At 46.1% G+C, this 18,564-nt stretch carries 20 protein-coding genes and 3 tRNA genes; 4 read left to right on the forward strand and 19 right to left on the reverse strand.

What is annotated here, in order from left to right:
- The first annotated feature begins 78 nt into the window (after positions 1–78).
- The gene (locus FS818_RS12055; RefSeq protein ID WP_145331978.1) at positions 79–546 is read left to right on the forward strand and encodes a hypothetical protein; all 468 of its coding nucleotides are present in this window, start codon (positions 79–81) and stop codon (positions 544–546) included.
- A 177-nt stretch (positions 547–723) separates the two neighbouring features.
- Here the strand turns inward: FS818_RS12055 and FS818_RS12060 are convergent.
- Positions 724–809, reverse strand: a tRNA-Leu gene (locus FS818_RS12060).
- Positions 810–1,036: 227 nt separating this feature from the next.
- Positions 1,037–1,486: a general stress protein gene (locus tag FS818_RS12065; protein ID WP_145331979.1), complete on the reverse strand. Its 450-nt coding sequence runs from the start codon at positions 1,484–1,486 to the stop codon at positions 1,037–1,039.
- 214 nt (positions 1,487–1,700) lie between these two features.
- Between FS818_RS12065 and FS818_RS12070 the strand changes: the two genes are divergently transcribed.
- Positions 1,701–1,925, forward strand: a complete 225-nt coding sequence (locus FS818_RS12070) for a hypothetical protein (RefSeq protein ID WP_145331980.1) — start codon at positions 1,701–1,703, stop codon at positions 1,923–1,925.
- A gap of 237 nt (positions 1,926–2,162) precedes the next feature.
- Here FS818_RS12070 and FS818_RS12075 read toward each other — a convergent pair whose 3' ends face one another.
- Both FS818_RS12075 and FS818_RS12080 read right to left on the reverse strand, forming a co-directional pair.
- Positions 2,163–2,645, reverse strand: coding sequence for a NucA/NucB deoxyribonuclease domain-containing protein (locus FS818_RS12075; RefSeq protein WP_145331981.1), 483 nt, complete (start codon positions 2,643–2,645; stop codon positions 2,163–2,165).
- 131 nt (positions 2,646–2,776) lie between these two features.
- A complete protein-coding gene (locus FS818_RS12080) occupies positions 2,777–3,925 on the reverse strand; it encodes a sensor histidine kinase (RefSeq protein ID WP_145331983.1) in 1,149 nt (382 codons plus the stop codon).
- Positions 3,926–4,204: 279 nt separating this feature from the next.
- Here FS818_RS12080 and FS818_RS12085 point away from each other — a divergent pair, with 279 nt between their 5' ends.
- Together FS818_RS12085 and FS818_RS12090 are read left to right on the forward strand one after the other, a co-directional pair.
- Positions 4,205–4,393 (forward strand): DUF6199 family natural product biosynthesis protein, encoded by a 189-nt coding sequence (locus FS818_RS12085; RefSeq protein WP_145331986.1) that lies wholly within the window; start codon positions 4,205–4,207, stop codon positions 4,391–4,393.
- 156 nt (positions 4,394–4,549) lie between these two features.
- Positions 4,550–5,164 (forward strand): hypothetical protein, encoded by a 615-nt coding sequence (locus FS818_RS12090; protein WP_145331988.1) that lies wholly within the window; start codon positions 4,550–4,552, stop codon positions 5,162–5,164.
- Positions 5,165–5,284: 120 nt separating this feature from the next.
- Here the strand turns inward: FS818_RS12090 and FS818_RS12095 are convergent, their stop codons facing one another.
- From FS818_RS12095 to pyrF, 15 genes are all read right to left on the reverse strand, one after another.
- Positions 5,285–5,614, reverse strand: a complete 330-nt coding sequence (locus tag FS818_RS12095; protein WP_145331990.1) for a DUF1904 family protein — start codon at positions 5,612–5,614, stop codon at positions 5,285–5,287.
- 155 nt (positions 5,615–5,769) lie between these two features.
- Positions 5,770–5,892, reverse strand: coding sequence for a sporulation protein YjcZ (locus FS818_RS12100; RefSeq protein ID WP_090923721.1), 123 nt, complete (start codon positions 5,890–5,892; stop codon positions 5,770–5,772).
- A 223-nt stretch (positions 5,893–6,115) separates the two neighbouring features.
- Positions 6,116–6,301 carry a hypothetical protein gene (locus FS818_RS12105; protein WP_145331992.1) on the reverse strand — a complete coding sequence of 62 codons (186 nt, stop codon included), beginning with the start codon at positions 6,299–6,301 and terminating at the stop codon, positions 6,116–6,118.
- A gap of 128 nt (positions 6,302–6,429) precedes the next feature.
- Entirely contained in the window at positions 6,430–8,001 is a 1,572-nt protein-coding gene (locus FS818_RS12110) for an SAM-dependent methyltransferase (protein WP_145331994.1), read from the reverse strand.
- Positions 8,002–8,273: 272 nt separating this feature from the next.
- On the reverse strand, positions 8,274–8,699 hold the full coding sequence (locus FS818_RS12115; protein WP_145331996.1) for a hypothetical protein: 426 nt from the start codon (positions 8,697–8,699) through the stop codon (positions 8,274–8,276).
- 273 nt (positions 8,700–8,972) lie between these two features.
- Positions 8,973–9,046, reverse strand: a tRNA-Ile gene (locus FS818_RS12120).
- A 58-nt stretch (positions 9,047–9,104) separates the two neighbouring features.
- A tRNA-Met gene (locus tag FS818_RS12125) sits at positions 9,105–9,178 on the reverse strand.
- 69 nt (positions 9,179–9,247) lie between these two features.
- Complete coding sequence (locus FS818_RS28780) at positions 9,248–9,412, reverse strand: hypothetical protein (RefSeq protein WP_186331731.1); 165 nt, start codon at positions 9,410–9,412, stop codon at positions 9,248–9,250.
- A 190-nt stretch (positions 9,413–9,602) separates the two neighbouring features.
- On the reverse strand, positions 9,603–11,051 hold the full coding sequence (locus FS818_RS12130) for an ABC transporter substrate-binding protein (RefSeq protein ID WP_145331998.1): 1,449 nt from the start codon (positions 11,049–11,051) through the stop codon (positions 9,603–9,605).
- Between the two features lie 21 nt (positions 11,052–11,072).
- Entirely contained in the window at positions 11,073–11,936 is an 864-nt protein-coding gene (locus FS818_RS12135; RefSeq protein ID WP_090923725.1) for an ABC transporter ATP-binding protein, read from the reverse strand.
- Positions 11,937–11,938: 2 nt separating this feature from the next.
- A complete protein-coding gene (locus FS818_RS12140; RefSeq protein WP_145332000.1) occupies positions 11,939–14,857 on the reverse strand; it encodes an ABC transporter permease in 2,919 nt (972 codons plus the stop codon).
- Complete coding sequence (locus FS818_RS12145) at positions 14,857–15,972, reverse strand: efflux RND transporter periplasmic adaptor subunit (RefSeq protein ID WP_145332001.1); 1,116 nt, start codon at positions 15,970–15,972, stop codon at positions 14,857–14,859. Before FS818_RS12145 ends, FS818_RS12140 begins: the two co-directional genes overlap by 1 nt.
- Positions 15,935–16,864, reverse strand: a complete 930-nt coding sequence (locus FS818_RS12150) for an ABC transporter ATP-binding protein (RefSeq protein WP_260989835.1) — start codon at positions 16,862–16,864, stop codon at positions 15,935–15,937. The genes FS818_RS12145 and FS818_RS12150 overlap by 38 nt, the downstream gene beginning before the upstream one ends.
- Positions 16,865–17,180: 316 nt before the next feature.
- Positions 17,181–17,822 (reverse strand): orotate phosphoribosyltransferase, encoded by a 642-nt coding sequence (pyrE, locus tag FS818_RS12155; protein ID WP_145332003.1) that lies wholly within the window; start codon positions 17,820–17,822, stop codon positions 17,181–17,183.
- Positions 17,819–18,559: an orotidine-5'-phosphate decarboxylase gene (gene pyrF, locus FS818_RS12160; protein ID WP_145332006.1), complete on the reverse strand. Its 741-nt coding sequence runs from the start codon at positions 18,557–18,559 to the stop codon at positions 17,819–17,821. Before pyrF ends, pyrE begins: the two co-directional genes overlap by 4 nt.
- Between the last annotated feature and the right edge of the window lie 5 nt (positions 18,560–18,564).

Raw genomic sequence — 18,564 nt, forward strand, 5'->3', positions numbered from 1 at the left:
TCTTTTAATCTATCTACCTAAAGCAATTATAAGTTTTTTTTACTTATGTCAATTCAAGTTGATGAGGGAGGTTTCTATATGAGAAAATTAAGAAATTTAACAGCTTCCGTTGCGTTAGCTGCGGGATTAATGCTATTTGGTTCATCACCAGCATCTGCTGCCATAGGATGGGGTGACTCTTTTGAGACTGCGGAAGTCATGTATTCAAGTGTAGCTCAAAACTCTTCATACAGTGCCACTGTACGACTGGATAGTATGAGTGATAATGACTTTTATGTTGTAGACAATACCAATGGCACATCTGAAATTACTTATAGTGTTATAGCAACGCCACCAGCAAATTTTGATATTGTGATGGGTGTTATTAAAATGAATGCAAGCGGAGCGATTCTGTCCATACAGATGGATAATTGGAATGGACCTGGTTACGCTGAGGCTATCAGTTGGAACGCTAAACCTGGTGAAAAAGTTTACTTCAGAATTATGGATAACGGAATCAATAATTATAACGAACCTTATACGATTACATTTAAAAGAACCAGTTAATTGATTTGACTCTTACATTAAAGACTTCTCCACGGATGCGGAGAAGTCTTTTTTATTCAATATCATTGTCTCTAAAGCTAATAAACTATATTCTTTCTGAATCGTATTTTTGTTTGGACATAAAAAAAGATCACACTCAACTTGTTTAACAAGTTAAATGTGATCTTTTCTTTAATATGCCGAGGACCGGGATCGAACCGGTACGGTAGTCACCTACCGCAGGATTTTAAGTCCTGTGCGTCTGCCAATTCCGCCACCCCGGCGTATGTAATATTTTCTTGGCGACAAGAAATATCTTACCATGAATAAATTAATAATGCAACTCTTTTTCCTAAAAAAAATGAAACAGGCACTGCAAGCGCTAGCTCACAGTGCCTAGAAAGTCCGAGTTGCGGTCCCGGACTTCCGATAAACCATCTATATTAAGGGAGGTGTGAGATAAGAATACCTCCCCAACATTAAAGGAACCTAAAATCAGCCTTAAATTAAACTAAAAAAGCAAAATAGGCTTTACAATCTCGATTTGCTCCTCATTACACTCTACAAAAACCAGAATGTGACCCTGCAGTAGCCAGTCCTCATACTGACGTGCGTCTTCTTGCGGAATGCCTGCTTCTGTCAGCGTTAAGACCAGATCATCCGTCTCACTTCCGATCTCATTGCCAGCTAATCTTCGTACTGCTTTTCCGATAGATGCGGTCTGATCCATTCGTTTTCCGAGCCCGGCTAATATGCCTTTCAACGCTCCAAACGCGCCATCCGTTCCGGCACCTTTTAACGGTTTGGGTAGCCCCGTCTTCTCGCTGATCATCTCCAAATCCAATTGCTCTTTGGCTACAGCCCCCATATATTGATCTTGGATGCCTTCCTTCTTTAAGGAATTTAACATTATAATCGCTTCGTGCTCCGAACGAGCAAGCCCAACAAACAGCTTCGTCATGAATTCCCCTCCTCTTCCTCATACTTTAATATAACCCTGTAGCTTATGATCAGTAACGTATTTCCATCCGCTAAGTCAATTCACCTAGAACAGCTTGATCATTTCTCTACTGGAAATCTATACCTAGTTCTGATAGACTAGATAAAGAAGACAAATTAACCATTGAAAACACAGTCATACGGATGAACATCTTATAAATCAGGAGCAATGACTTATGAAAAAAGAGGTAGAAATTGCCATTCGGCGCAATCAACAGATTATGGTTCGGAATACAAGCGGACAGACCGTAACCGGTTTTCCAGAACGCTCAGCAGACAGCTCTATTCTCTCCTTACGGACTGTACAGGGAAATGTGTGGATTCCGTTTGATGAAGTCGAACAAGTCACTCGCCTGTTAACCCTTCGCTCTCACCATCTGGGTACGATGCAACTCGTGTAGACACTTTTCAGCAAGCATATTCAATCCAGTTACTCTCATTACAAGAGAACTTAGACACACGCTAATAGATAAAGATAGACTGTAGATGAGAAATTTTGATGTCCTATGTCCTACTACAGTCAACTTATAGTTAAAAACCAGACGCCTCCAACGTCTGGTTTTTCTTATGATGCCTTTTTATATCTCCCCTAGGCAAAAAACACTTTGAATCCTTCCATTGCTGCAACATGTATCGGATTACTTCACAACAAATTTGACGCGCGTACCATCCGGATATGTACTTAGTTGATTGCCCACCCATGAGCCTGCACCGCGATTATCTTTTGGCGTAATGTACTGGATATCCGCATTTTTACCGCCTTCTGCACACATTGCCATAGGCCACTCATCCCGATCCTTGCCTTTTTTGACCGGCACACCTTTCAGCGACAGTTCCCTGTTCTCTTCAGCGCCTTTCCGGTCAATCGTACAGACATCGGAATGCCCCGCTTGAATCGCCTTTCGGATATGGTTTGCTGTTTCGGGATACCGCTCTGCGGGAAAAGTAATCGTATGATCTACACTCTTATCGGTTGTTTTGAACGGCGACGGGATGTCCAGCGGCCACTCTCCTCCAGCCAAGGCGTATAAAGCAATCACGATGGCACCTACTAATGTCAATAGTTTGCTTTTGAATCCCCGGCTTCCTCTCTTGCTTCTTCTGCTGCGTCTCTTACTCATGATGTGCCTCCCCCATGTAACACTAACATCCATAGCATTATACCAGAACGCCAGTTCGCAAAACAATCCATTTCACATAATTATTCAACATAAAAAACAGCCGGATTCATCCGGCTGCTCTCTGCACTATCTTATCCTGCGTTAAAAATACTCTGTGTACTTAGAAAAGGCACGGTCACTTGAAACTCGGTTCCTTTTCCTTCAGCACTATCTACAGTAATAGTACCGTTCATTAATTCTAATAGTTCTTTGCAGATTGTTAATCCGAGCCCACTGCCTCCGAACCTTCTTGCATGTGAAATATCAGATTGCGTAAAGGCATCAAACAGTTGGTCCATCTGATGAGCCGGAATGCCGATCCCTGTGTCACGTACAGAGAAAGCCAACATGGTCATCTCATGCGATTGCTGCTTGACATCCACGAGAAGCTGCACTTCTCCTTGCTCCGTAAATTTAATGGCATTGCTCAGCAAATTATCCAGCACCTGTCGTAGCCTCAATGGATCGCCCCAGAGCACATCAGGAACATTCAAATCAGCATGGCAAACGAAACGAATTTGTTTATTGTTGGCTGCCACCTCATGCGTCTTCACAATTTGCTGAATCAGCTTCAATGGCTGGAATTCAATATGCTCCACTCCCATTTTGCCTCTGCCCAGCTTCGCCATATCCAAACTGTTGTTTACGATATTCAGGAGCGCCTCTCCGGATTGACGTGCCAGATCCAGGTATTCTTTTTGCTCTTCGGTAACATCGCCCATTCCCGCAAGCTCGATCATGCCCATGATACCGTTTAACGGTGTACGAAGCTCATGATTCAACTTGCCGATGAACTCCAGCTGCCCTCTGCTTGTTTTCTCAGCCATAGACGCTGCCGTCTTCAGTTGCTGCTCCGCATATTTCCGTTCAGAGATGTCATATTGAATACCGACAAAATAAATACACTCACCGGATTCATTGAAAATGGGATCGATATTCAGCTCATTCCAGAATTTCTGGCCACTTTTGGTATAGTTTAAAATGTCAACCTTAATGGATTGTTGTTGACTTATTGCTTCCCGGATGCGTGAAACGGTTTCGGGATCTGTATCTGTCCCCTGTAAAAATCGGCAATTCCGTCCGATCGACTCTTCGTACGTATAGCCGGTTAACCAGGTAAAATGTTCGTTAACATACATGAGCGGAAGCTCAGGCGAGGTAGCGTCAACTACCGTAACGGAGGATTTTAATTTCGAGATAATAAATTCCCATTGCATGGGAAGTTGATTATATAAACTCATGCCTGTGTCTCCCCCATCTCACATCCTTAACTCCAGATGGTATGTGTTGATATTAAACAATCTATTTTATTGTACCACAGTTATTCAAACAATGTAGTTCTTGGGTAATAGTTCTTAATCATATCAATCTTTATCCATTCACTATAACCTGCCTATACTCAGAAACACATAGATAAAGTTTATTCATCATCGTCCGTATGCCGATTGTCTACATTTTTTCCAGGCGCAGACCTTAAAAGGCGGGGCCGTTAATGGCCCGACGAGGAAGGAAGATCGACGATGAAAACTCTCTTTTTTATATTTATGGTGTTGTGTATCATCAATCTGTGTTTCCCTAAATTTGGCTGGTATCTTCGTTATGGCTGGATTGTGCAAGGTGAGACGGAACCCAGCAAATCTTACATGAATATGGTGCGAATGTCTAGTCTGTTTATGTTGCTTGCTGCATTTACTCTTGCTATGGCGTAATACAACAATAAATTTGTAAAAAGACCAGTTGCCTCCTGCGTAGCTGGTTTTTCGTATTGCACTGACGGGAATATGATAACTTTGTTTGTGGTGTTACTGTAGCATGCACCGTAAGATAAATATATAGATGTATCGTTGCAGAAAGGACACAATGGTATGAACATCGCATTTTATCCATTCTGGGCTGCCAGAACACTGCTCACGCTTATACAAGTGATCTCAATCACAACCTTGACCTGCCTGATCTACAGACAAACGGAATCGATTGGATATGCATTGTTACTCCTGTGCGTTTACCTGATAGCTTATGCGGCAGCAAAATTCACATTCCATAAGTTGGTGAAACACTGTATGTTTTCGAGACTCCTGATCGGTATTCCTGTGACCAAAACCTTGTTGCTCATCGGCATCGCGTCCTCTCTTCCCTACCTGAGATTACTTATTGCAGTTGTGTTTATGGGGGCCGCACTTCTCGCTATATTCAACTGCTGGGAAGCATTGGTTCTGAAGAAACTCCAGTCAAGACTGATGAGAGGCGAAGATATAGCTAAGGCGAGCAGCCTGCTCTCATTTTCAAATTATACGGTGGCTGGTATTGGACTCGTCATGACGATCATCGCGATCCTGTATTTAGGGCGAGCACAGGTACTTTGGGCGGCTGTGGCCCTTTCACTCGCTGCACTCGCTCTTATCGTAACCGTTCATCACTTAACCCATAAACTCTCCAGTACTTCGATAAGTCTGGATACCAGACGACCTTTGCATAAATAAAAAAAGACGAGCATGGTCAAAACTGCTCGTCTTAGGTTACCAGGCTGCTTCTCTTCAAGCAGCTTATTCGTTTTTCTTTTTCCGAAACGGATCCTGAATTTCTCACATCTCACCCGCTGTCTAATCCAATTGGTAATCTGTTAGCGGCTTGCCTTTCTTATAATACAAATTAGGGGATAATATATTGAAAAAAATATGCACATCCGGAAGTTCAGCCTTCTCTAGAATAGACTGCATAGACGCTGCAATTCGATCATGTATTTCCTGATCACGCTGAAACATCAAAATCTCTATGGACGCCGGGGATGGCGTTAGAGCTTGTACATCATGGCGTTCTGCTTTCATTCGTTCCTGCGGAATATGAGTAATTAAGGACATTTGTTCGGTAATTTGAGGCACAACTTCCTCCAGTTTAGAACCCGTAAATCCTTTAAATCGTATAAACGGCATTGCGATCCCTTCAATCTCTGTTAGTAGTCTCCTTATGTGATTTTAAGCACATTGTTTTCACTTGTCAAATGTCATTCAGGTTATAATCTGCACTAGAAACAGGTGCAAAGCCCCACCAAAGTCTTGGTGGAGCTGATGCGCGCCTGACCGTTATCTTACAGCCAGAAAGATTTTGTGATGATGACGAGCAAAATGAAGAGAACAAGGATTGCGCTAGTCGAAGTCCACGCTCCGCCGAATCCACCAACATTGCCACAACCGTATCCAACATGACTCATTTGATTGGCCTCCTTTGAATTTCAAGGTATGCCATAACATATGCGTATTTCCCTCCAGTGACCGGGCGAATGTCCAAGTCTCATGGCCCAATCCTTGGAAGTGTATCATCGTCAATGATAACGGCTTTCCTGTTGGGCATGTGCGTTGACTCTGGAATAAAGGCCGAATCACACTCATAGGTTCAGTTATGGCTTGGCCTATAGTCCTAAATGTCTTATGTAACTAGCCTTTAATTCCTTCGATTTGATCAAAAATGGCTTGTCCATCATAACTAAAGTCTCGATCCCGATCCATATCTTTTTTAATTGAGATAAGATCGCTCATACTGTTGCTATTTCCACTGAGAATGCTAAGAGCCCCTACAAGCCATAACAACGGAAACAACAAAATAGATAGGCCTTTTCTCATTGCTCTCCCTTCCCCTCTCTAATCATTACTTAAATTTGGAATTAATTCCTTTTAGTAATACGTAAACAATTGGATAAGGGTTTCATTTTAATGGAATTCAACTAATATAGTTGGTTGTGAAATGGAATTCATTCTAAACCGTCCAGAAGTGCCGCAGCCTCCTCATGGTCCGGATCTATTTGAATTACACGGCGAGCGTAGACAAGCGCTTCCTGTTCCAGTTCCAACTCATAACAACACACAGCCAAGTCATACAATACCGCTATCTGTTGTGCATCAGATTCAGCAATTAGCGCGTCCGGGTCCCCAGTCAGTAATTCCTCCAGGAATATTTTGGCCTCTTCGTACATGAACATCTCCAACAATAACTGACCTGATACGAGTGCAACCTGATTCCGGTATTCCATGGCATAATAGGAGGACCACATCCGTCTGATGCCTGCTTGAAGGTCGAACATCTCCTCATCGCTCGCATCCGCCAAAAGATCTTTGAAACGAGGGAATGCAACCATCAGAAACTCGGCATCATACCCGCCCAATCGCCAAAAAGCCAGAAGCTGTTTCAGCTCCATCTGTTCTACCTTAAGTTCTGCCCATTCTTTTAAACTAAAGAAATCGTCTGGACCAAATCGTTCCACAAAGCGATGATAAGCCAGCCTTGTATTTACGTAACGGTTTGGCTCTTCCAGCATTAAAATCATGCCAACGTTCAGATCCTTATAATGATGTGCCGTAAAATACGTTGAGGCACCCTGCTGTTCCATTACAACCTTGATTGCATGATAATTGGCAGACAACGAAAAACTGCCATGAAACGCAAATTCAGGCGGCTCTGCATATTTCCAATAATCCAGCCGATGATCCCCTTTATCCGCCGTAATTAACACATAACCCGACCGGGAAAGCTTGCTTAATCGTTCGAGACAGCCTAGTCCTGTAGAGGGAAGCAGAATATGCGAATCTTCTAGCTCAGCACGGTACAGCGAGATCAGCTCGGCGTATGGGTAGGTCTCTTCCATATACTCGGGTGCGGCACGATAGTTATATTTCAATGTCATATTTTCCAGGATCTCGTCAGGTTTCTGTTCCGCTACATGCTGTGGAAGTTCTACAAGCAGATCACACTCAAACACTTGCCCCTCCCCGATGTAAATCAAGTCTTGCGGAATGCTATCGAAGAAGTAATTGGCAATGAGTAGCAACGGTTGTTGCAGATCCCCTTGCCTTATTGTTTTTTCGGACATAACCAGATTCAGTACAGTATCGTGCACCGCATCAAAACGTGCAAAATCCAGTACTCCTTGCTGTATGTATGTTTGCATCGAAGGATGCTCTTTCCAGGCCGACACATTCTCCATAGCCAGGTCTGTCATCACATAACGGAAAGGCGGTAGCTCCGTGCCCGCAATTTCCTTCAATACACACAGCTTGTTGAGCACCTGATGAGCCAGTCTGCCCGCTCCTGCGCCAAGTTCAACGATGGTAACCATCTCATGCTGTTCACCTTTGGTCGCCAAATCCTGCAAAAAGCTAAATATCATTTCAGCATAGGCTGTTGCAATAAACGGATTACTCGTTATATATTGTGGTACCTGGTGATTCTCCCAAGCCTCCAGTCCCATCTGTTCATAATACGATCTCTGCCAATCCCAAACCGGCGCTTCACTAAACCGGACATACCGGCCTTCGTTCTTCATCATCACTTGTATCAAACTCGCTTTCTATCTATTTGTTAGGACCAAGTCATCTGATTCTATGAAAAAAAACTATTATATCATATCCTTCTGATTCTACTTTCTATACTCTGTTCATTCTTCCCCGAATACCTATCCACATTCACACCGCACTTGCAAAAAAGCCTGCTTCACATGGAAACAGGCACAACGCCTATAAGATGAATATCTATAAACTCTGCAACAACTCAAAAAACAGATTAAACTCGCATCTATGTTGCTAACAAGCGAGTAACTGTTTAGTCCGAGTACAAGACACCGTCGAAGTTCTCTGGACCTACACGAACGGTACCCAGCAGGTTCGTGCTGATAAAAGCCGTATACGTTAATTGTGGTGTAATTGGCGGGTTAAAATCGTCCGCAGAGAATGTGATGACTTGTGGTGCCAGAACGCTCAAGTTAAATGTGGACGTTGCAGAATAAATGACAGGATCTGTTGAGACGGTTCCCCGAACTACCGTGATCGTCACACCAACGAGTGCCAAAGGAAGTTGCAACGAAACGGTTCCTTTGAATTGAACCCGGGGGTTCGCACCGATTGTGGCTGTTGTCACCAATCCAATCTGCCCAAACAACTGGGGTGTGTTAATAACAAGAATTGGTATGGCGATGGAGTTAGCCAAACTCGCATTTTGCGAGGTTCTTGCATCAATTAACTGAGTCATGAAATCTACCTCCTATAGGTGGGAATGAGATAGTATATGCGAGAATGATCATCTGGCATGGACATCCATCCCCTTACTTGAAAAAAGTTAAAGTCCACTAGGTGAAAGGTAGAGTTTTCATGTCTTTTTCCGTTATTATGCAAACTATGGGTTGATTACTATAACCTACAAAAAAGGTAGAGACACACCGCCTCTGCCCGTAATATAAACTATGGATTATTGTCTATGAAAATAAACAGAAAAAAACCCTTGCATCGCAAGGGTTCTGAAATATGGGCCCTACAGGACTCGAACCTGTGACCAATCGGTTATGAGCCGACCGCTCTAACCAACTGAGCTAAGGGCCCTGAACAAATAATATATAACAGTGCAGATGATCGCTGTAAACCATCCAGTAAAGCTATATTGCGGGGGCAGGATTTGAACCTGCGGCCTTCGGGTTATGAGCCCGACGAGCTACCGGGCTGCTCCACCCCGCGTCGTTAAAATTAATAAACAGCGACTTAATTAATATACACTATTACTCCATTACAAGTCAAGGGGTAATCTCAGGGAATAAATCGCACACCATACCGACCTTTACGTGAACGATACACTTCAACTTCTTCAGGCTCATTGTGTCCGTAAATCCAGCCATCCTGCTCCAGTCTTTTTGCCAGGCAGCCTGCTTGAAATTTCGTTGTATACAGCTTGCTGAAATATACCCATTTCATCCTGCTCGTCCTTTCCAAAGGGTTCATATACTGCTGTTAATTGTAGAATACCCCAATTTCGTAAAATTAGCCGCGGGAGATCATAAATCTCCAGCGGCCATTTTAAGGTAAAGACGATAAGTCAGTGAATGTTACCGTTGTTGACTGAATTGATTAATGTGTTGAAGTGTTTCTTTCATGGAAAGATAACTTATTGGAATGTCGCTTTAGGGTCTTTTTTCAACTTCGCCAGCATCTCGTTTCCTTTAGCTGCCCATTCACCCAACGCTTCCTTCGGTGTCTTTTTATTGTCCAGCACTTGAGTAAAGTATTCCATCCCTTTATCGCTTACCTGCCACAGTCCAGGCATCTTCTGATACAACTTATCAAGATTGGTGTTCGTTGGCGGTACCGGCTTCAACGTGTAGAACGCCTGAATATTGTAGTCCAGACCGTCTTTTGGTTTAATAAAGCTTTTCCGGGATACCAATTCATAGCTGCTGCGCGCCTTGATCTTCGCCCAATCCTCGCTATTCATATACTTGATTAGTTCCCAGGCATCATCCGGGTTCTGAGCGGAACTGTTGATCGCCATCAAGCTGCTCAGGTAGATGTTACCCCCGATTTCAGGAGCTTCCGGATGAACCGGAGGGGTAACTACATCCCACTCTATTTTCGTAAAATCTTTCATTTTATCTGCATTTTTATTCGCTTCGATTAATTGATTGATGTAATTGTAATCCCCGATCGCCATCGCTGTTTTACCACTCATGAACAAGTCGCCTTGAAACGGATTGTAACGTCCTTCCGTTTGCTGATCCTGCGGCTCGTCACCTTTCGGGATGACTTTGTCAATCGCCAGCTTGCTGACAGTACTCCACACTTTCTCCCACTGCGGAGAGTCTACGGTCATTTTCTCTGCCTTGTCGTCAAAAACTTTCAACTGCAGCGAATTATAATACTGCTGCATGGAGTAATACGGAGAGCCGCCGTTATATGTGCTGAACGCCATTCCAAAGACATGGTCTTTACCTTCGCCTTTCGTAAGGCGAGTGGCCAGATTAAATATATCGTCCCACGTCATGTTATCCGTTGGCGGTTCAACACCCGCTTTTTCAAACAACCCTTTGTTATAGAACAAAGCAGAAGAAGAGAATGTCGGTGTCAGCGCATAAATGTTCTGATCACCCAGATCCTTGATCCCTTCTAGCACACTTGGTACGATATCGCTCGTGTCAAATTTGTCCTCCTGAATCAATGGATCAAGCTGTTTAACCATGTTCTCCTGAATTAACGATTTGATCGTAGAGGTATCCGCTACAACCACGTCCACCGGATTATCTCCCGTCATAATTTTCTTCAAGCTCTCTATGGTATCTGGCGCTTCCTGCTGTTCTTCCGGATTTCCAAAGCCATACATGCTCTGCTCAATCGCAGGCACGATTTCAATCGTCACATTTTTGTGTGTAAGCTCAAAAGCATCCGTAAATTGCTGACGGAAGTAGCTGTCATCCTGTCCCCCCCAGAGTGTCGCTACGCGCAGCACGCGCTGTTCATTATCTGTATTCTCACTAGCTGTACATCCTGCAATGAGTGGCAATGCCAGCGTTGCTGTTGCCATGATGGCCAGCACACGTTTTCCCCATAACCTGTTTTTCATCTCCCATTTCCCCCTCTTAAATTATCTTGGCGGTGTAATGACAATTCGTTCACCGTCGAATTCCAAGGTAGCCCTACTGTCGATGGACAAGGCTTCCAGATACTCTTTCGGCACCTGAAGGCGGCCGGCACGATCAATAATGACAAAAGCTTCATGAACGTCAGGAGCACCTGCTTCAGACAGTCCCTGATCATCATCCAGATTCGGATTTCGTTTCACAAATTCAGTGCTCGTCAGACCATCCCGAATCGCAACGATTCGGTCGACCTTGCCAGCAAGCGTCAAATCATGGGTAACGATGACAATCGTGACACCCAGTTCCTTATTCATTTTGCGAAAAATGTTCATGATCGTATCACAAGTCTCGGAATCGACGGAACCTGTAGGTTCATCCGCCAGCAAAATCTTTGGCCGGTTGGACAAGGAGATCGCAATCGCTACACGTTGCTGCTCCCCGCCCGACAGCTGATGCAGTTTGTTATGCATACGATCCTTCAGACCGACCCATTCCAGTAGCTGCATGGCGTATTTACGATCACGTTTGCCACCCAGAATCATGGGCGTTTCCACATTTTCCAGTGCGGTGAGATAAGGCAGCAAATTACGACCGTTATTTTGCCAGATGAATCCGACGGTATGACGTTTGTATTCCACCAGTTGAGCATCCGTCATTTTAAGCAGATCCCAATCTCCAACCACCGCCGTGCCAGCGGTAGGGCGATCCAGGCCGCCAAGGATGTTAAGCAGCGTTGATTTACCACTACCGCTGTTGCCGATGATCGCCATCATTTCACCTTGATTGACGGTCAGATTGAGACCTTGAAGGGCAACGACTTCCACATCGCTGGATTTAAAAATTTTGACAAGTCCTTCGCATTGGATCACGTTTACCTCTCCTCTCCCATTTTGACCGCCTGATGAACTCTGAGCCTGCGAATCTGCCAGAGCAGCATCGATGCTCCGATGATCAGCATGACTACGGTTACGCCGTACAGTTGCAGCATATCCTGCTGTTCAAAGACGATACGGAATGGCGGAACCTGCGCAGACACGTTATCGGTCGTTTGCAAGAACGGCAGGAAGAGCCTGCTTGAAACCTGACCAATGCTAATCCCCAGCAGGATTGAAAGCCCCGCCGTAAAGATCTGCTCCAGCAATAACATACCGCTGAGCTGTGCTCTGGATAGACCCATTGCCCGCAGGACACCAAACTGCACCACACGTCCCGAGAGGTTAAAGAACCAGTACAGCACGTATCCGATTAACGAGATGATTACCGATACCAGGAAACCCAAGCTCAGAATGCCAAACACCCCGCCCCTGGATGGATGTTTGCCCTGGGTGACCAGTTCGGTTCGCACATCGCGGACAGAGGATAGCTCAATGCCTTCTGCCGCGAGTTTCTCCATTAATGGAGCTACCTTGGCATCCGGTTTCATTTTTAACCATACCTCGTAGGGGATTAGTGGCACCTGATCGTAAATATAATCCAGATTAGCCACGAAAAATGGCATCTGATCCGGATATTGCGAAGGCCAGTATGGAATAATGCCAAAAACAACAAATTCTATCGCTTGACCCTGTACCCCCATGGAGACCATGTCTCCCGTTTTGAGCTTGAACTTGTCGGCAAATTTCGAAGAGATCAGTACAGCCCCTTCATATTTACCAAGCAAATCAAGATATTTGTAAGGATGTGCAGGGAATAGATCGTTACGGAACCAGGCTACTTTGGCAAAGTCTACATTATCGATACCGACGAGCATCCCTTGTCCGCCGGATTTACCCGAGACAATAATGTTGCCTTTCGTTTGCAGTACCCGTGCAGCATGCTCCACACCGTTTAATTGGCGGAACACTTCAAATGGTGGCTCAGAGTATATGATTTTGGTGGGTTGCGATGAACCGCCACCGCCGCCACCTCCCGGAGCTCCTCCACCGCTATTTCCTCCACCAGCGCCACCACCGGCCCCTCCGTTACCTCCACCTTGTTGCCCGCCGCCTGATCCGCCGCCCTGTCCAGAACCTCCCGGTTTCACCTCGGGGGTTCCTTCCCATACCGTTTGCATAATAACATCCGAGCCATAACGGTAAAGCGTGCGTTCCGTCGAATTCAAATCAATGGTTCGCGCTGCGGCCGAGTTATACACCCCAAGGCCGAGCGTCAGCACTAATAGAATCATGAGCGGATAATAGGATGAAGATGAACGGGATAACTGTGTCAACGTCAGATACATTGGAACTGGCAATAACTTGCGTCCGATCAACTGTATCAGTTTCAAAATCCAAGGGAACAAACGCAGGAAAAACAGTCCAAGCGCAAAGATCGCCAGCGCAGGTACAAAGAACAGAAACGGCTGCACCTGTAACTGATCCGTCGTCATCCCCGTCTGGAACGTCAGCATCTGACGTTCATAAAACAGATAGTATCCGTATCCCGCCAGACCGAGCAGTCCCACATCAAGGAACCATCGTTGCCACAGCGGCGCACGATCGGTACGTGCCTGGCGCCTTTTAGCTGATACAATCGTTGCCCGTGCATACGTAATTGCCGGAATCAGTGATGCAATAATGGCAACCAGTACTGCCGCCACGCCAAGCAGAATCGCTTCTTTGGAGACGCCAATCGGAATGGATTTCCGATCTACAAAGGATAAGAATCCACTTGCCGAGCCGATACTCTTCGCCATGAACCATCCGAGTAGCGGCCCAACCACCAATGCAATCGCGCCCAGGAAAATACCTTCAAGCAGATAGAGCGAAAAGATTTGCCGAGCCGAGGCTCCGCGGCTGCGAAGAACAGCGATGTCACTTTCCTGCTTTTGCAAGGATTGTCTGGCATTCATCGCGATAAAATAAAAGACCATTGCAATCATCGGTGCAGCCAGCGTAAACAACATCGTCTGCAGCTGCAGACTCTGGCTACGGAATTGTTTGAGCAGATCACCGAAGGTAATATCAACCTTGGTATCTTTCAGCCGCTGATAGAGATCAATATCCAGCCGTTCCAACACAGAGCTGAGGCCCGATAACTGGCTCGTTTGAACATCTTTCAGATCAAACGCATAGTACCAGCGTGAATTCTGTAGTGGAATCCCCTTTTCTTTGAGCAATACGTCGTTAAAAACCGATTCATTCACATAAAGTCCATTCATCATGCCGTCGAAGCCTTGAACCCAATAAGGATTATTCGGATTGTCGGCCTTGAAGGAACCCGTAATTTTCACACGCAACGTGATATTCAGACCACTGTAGATCGGATATTCCAGAATATCCCCCACATGAAGATCATTTCGGTACATCCCTTCTTCCAGCATCACAGCTTCGATGATGTCGTCCTTGACCTGATTCCCAGGTTTGACACCCGCCGAGTAATTCACCTGATCATCCAGTCCACTCATCGTCCCCAGTGTCATACTCCGCACACGGCTTGCATCCACTTTGGTCGGATCTTCAGGACTGACCTCTGTACTGCGAATGGATCTCGAATTCACATACGTATGAAATGGAAATCCAATGTCGCGAGGAACATCCTCGCGAATGTAGCGATTCACCTCATCCAGTCCTCTGGTATCAGTCTTTGCACCCCCGGGTGCCTGGTAACTCATCAACAGCGATCCTGCTGGTAAACCTTCACTGTTATCCTGCAGCGTCTGCGCGACAACCCGTTTCAACGCACCATCGGCATACATTGGAATACTGACGGTGAACGCTACCGCCACAATCAAGCCGATTAATGTGCTGAAAGTCATCCAGCGTGTGTTCCACATTTTGCGGAACAGCAGCCGAAGCAATGGCAGCCCCATTAGCGTCCCACAACTTTCTGACCAACCGTCAGACCTTTCAGAATCTCGACATCGGTTGATGTCTGCTGTCCAACCTCAACGTCCACTTCACGCTTGCTGCCATCATTCTCGATCACCTGTACATAGGTTCTTGAACCGATGGAGCGCAGAGCAGATACAGGAATGACAATTGCGTTCTCGGTGCGCTGGGTTACGATCGAAACCGTTAAAGGCGTACCGCGTTCTACATTTTTCGGCATCTTTGCCAAGGTAACAAGAACATATTGATCAAGCGTTTCCTTCGTTGGAGGTGTGCCTCCTTGGCCTTGGCCTGATCCATTGCCATTATTGTTACTGGAAGCATCGGCTGTAGGCATTGCTTTGATCTTACCAGCCACTTTGCCAGCACCGTTAATGTCAACTTCAGCCTTCATGCCAGAAGTAAATTTCTCCAGATCCTCCTTGGCAAATGTAGCCGCCACAACCAGGTTGGACGTATCCGCAATGGTCGCAACCGGATCATACGCTTTGACCGATGCGCCCTTCTCTACTTGAACCGCAATCACGGTACCTCCGAATGGAGCCGTCAGCGTGGATTGTCCCAGCTTTTCTTCCAGATCAGCAAGCTCCTGACGAAGTTCTTCAAAAGCAATGGTTGCTTCTTCAAACTCCACGGGATCCATCTCGTCCTTCTTGCGTAGCGTTTCCTTCATCTGTACTTCCGATTTGCGAATCTGAAGCCGCTTGCCGCGAATCTCCTTCTCCACACTGGTTACGTCGAGGACAGCGAGAACCTGTCCTTTCTTCACTTTATCCCCCGTTTTTACATTCAACTCCTGAATGTGCATGCCATCCAGCGTAAAATATACTTTTTCTTCACGCTGACTCATCATTTTGCCACTACCGCTCACCTTTTTCTCCAGCGTCTCCGTACGGACTTCATATTCCGGTTTTTTGGAGATCGTAGGCGGCGTTATTGGTGGAAGCACCTCTTCCTCCGATTCAGATGGCAGCAATGAACAGCCTGACATCGTTGCGGCGAGTATTGCACCAAGTACAATAAGCGCCGTGCGTTTTCCCCTCTTCGGAACGGCACCTTTACGTGAGAAATCTGCCGTCCGCCATTTCATAAACATGGTCCGCAACCTCCAAAATTGTAGGATCGTGTGTAGTCATACATATCGTTACTTGTTCTACTTCAATGATATTGCGGAACACAGCCATAACCTGTGCACCCATTTTGGAATCCAGCTCCGCCGTTGGTTCATCCGCAAGCAGCAACCGAGGCCTGTGTGCAATCGCTTTAGCGATAGCCACCCGTTGCTGCTCCCCCCCGGACATTTCAAAAGGCCGGTGCTTCACCCGTTTGCTTAGTCCGACCAAGTCCAGACAGTGACCTACTCTGTCCTTCCATTCCGATCGCGGTACATCCGCCATACGGAGCGAAAGCTCTACATTTTCCCAAGCAGATAATAACGGCATAAGTGCATACGCTTGAAAAATAAACCCAATCTCTCTGCGCCGCAAAGCGGTTCGCCGTTGATCTCCCCAATCCTGAAGAGGCTGTCCGGAGAATAGAATCTCTCCACTGGAAGGCTGGTCAAGTCCGCCAAGCATGTTCAGCAAAGTTGTTTTACCTGAGCCAGACCGTCCTTTCAGCATAACAAGCTGCTGCGGCTTTACTTCCATATCAATGCCTTTGAGCACATGAATGATACGACTGCCTGTCTGAAAGCTGCGATGAACGTTGCGTACCTCCAACACGGGTCCATCATACGGAGGCAACAATTCCTTTCTTGGCTTCGCTTTGGTCTTCTCCGGTTTGTCCTCTATGGCTATAGCCGTTGCAGACTCCTCCATAGCAGACACCTCATCTGACGTGAGCGTTTCCGCGCTTAGAGACCTGGGCTCCGTTATGTACGAAGGTTCTTCCGATGTAGCCCTTTCCTCCAGCTTAGGTTGTTCCTGCTCGCGTTCATCACCCGATTGGCTCTTGGCAGTTCTTTTCCTTGAAAATAACTTTTTCATGCCAGCAATCACGCTCATCCTCTCTTGTTATACCGCGCATTTCCTTCATGCGCCCTAAAACTAGAAATCTGTTCCATGCTACACTGAATTATAAACGACTGCTCTCCACTAAAAGTTACAAGCTTTTTACAACGTCAGCGTGAAAAAGTTAATATTTTGATGAACATAACAAAAAAGCACCCCAAGTTACGGGATGCCTCTTGATTATTCGATAGTTTTGCTGTCATTACGGGAATCATTACAATTTTGATACCGTTTGCTGCATAGCAGTCTATTGTTGATGGGATGATATTATTTACCAAATGAAGAAGGATCTTCACGCCATAAATGAAGAAGGATTTTCGCGCCATGATCGAAGCAGCGCAAAATCACTCTCTTGAATGGTACCTTGAGCCAACGCAACATCCATCAGCGCTGTGTAATTGGACAGCGTTTGTAGCGGTATGCCTGCTTCCTCGAATGCTTTCACGCCTTTATCCAGCTGATAGCTGAAAATGGCAAGAACTGCGAGTGGTGTCGCTCCTGCTACGCGTACAGCTTCTGCCGCTTTAATCGAACTTCCTCCGGTTGAAATCAAATCCTCGATCACGACTACTTTCTGCCCTTCGCTGATTAAACCTTCAATCAGATTTTCCTTGCCGTGACCTTTCGCTTTATCTCGAATATAGGCCATCGGCAGATTCAGCTTCTGAGCTACCCATGCAGCGTGTGGAATACCCGCGGTTGCTGTACCTGCAATCACCTCAGCATCTGGATATTGATCACGAATGATTGCGGCAAATGCTTCGGCAATATCGTTACGAATCTCAGGATAAGACATCGTCAAACGATTATCACAATAGATTGGTGATTTGATGCCGGATGTCCAGGTGAATGGTTGCTGCGGACGCAGTGCCACCGCTTTGATTTTTAACAACTGAGAAGCAATATGGTTTGGAATTTGGCTAAGTTCGATCATACGTTCAACATCTCCTTCAAAATGGTCTCTGCCGCTTCACGCGGGTTTGGTGCACCGGTAATGGGTCTGCCCACAACGATGTAATGACTGCCTCTGCCAATGGCCTCTCCTGGTGTCAGGACACGTGTCTGGTCACCTAGACCACTGCCTGCTGGACGAATGCCGGGGGTTACCGTGCGAAATTCACTGCCACACGCTACCCGGATTGCTGGCACTTCGAGCGGAGAAGCCACCACACCATCCAGCCCGGCCTCCTGAGCCAGCCCGGCATAACGAACAACCGCTTGCTCTACACTCCCAGGGATACCGATTTCGTTATTCATCGTCTCCAGGCTTGTGCTGGTCAATTGTGTCACAGCGATAATCTCAGGTCTTGTCAGCGAAGGATCGGCAACAAGGGCGGCTTCCGCGCCTTCACGTGCTGCACGCATCATGCTCACGCCGCCCGCCGCATGTACATTAAACATGTCCACTCCAAGACGTGTGATGCTTTCGGCTCCGCCGCGCACGGTATTTGGAATATCATGCATTTTCACGTCAAGAAACACGGAGTAGCCTCTCGCTTTCAGCTCCCGAATAAAGTCCGGACCCGCTGCATAGAACAACTGCATGCCGACCTTGAGATAACAGGGAATACCCTCAAGAGCTTGTACCAGTTTCTGTGCCTCATCTGCCCCCGGGTAATCGAGTGCAACCATCAGGCGTCCAGCCATTTCATTGAAATTCGGGTGATTCATATCCC

Origin of the sequence: Paenibacillus xylanexedens, from assembly GCF_007680605.1 — a bacterium.
GTDB classification, from domain to species: domain Bacteria; phylum Bacillota; class Bacilli; order Paenibacillales; family Paenibacillaceae; genus Paenibacillus; species Paenibacillus xylanexedens_B.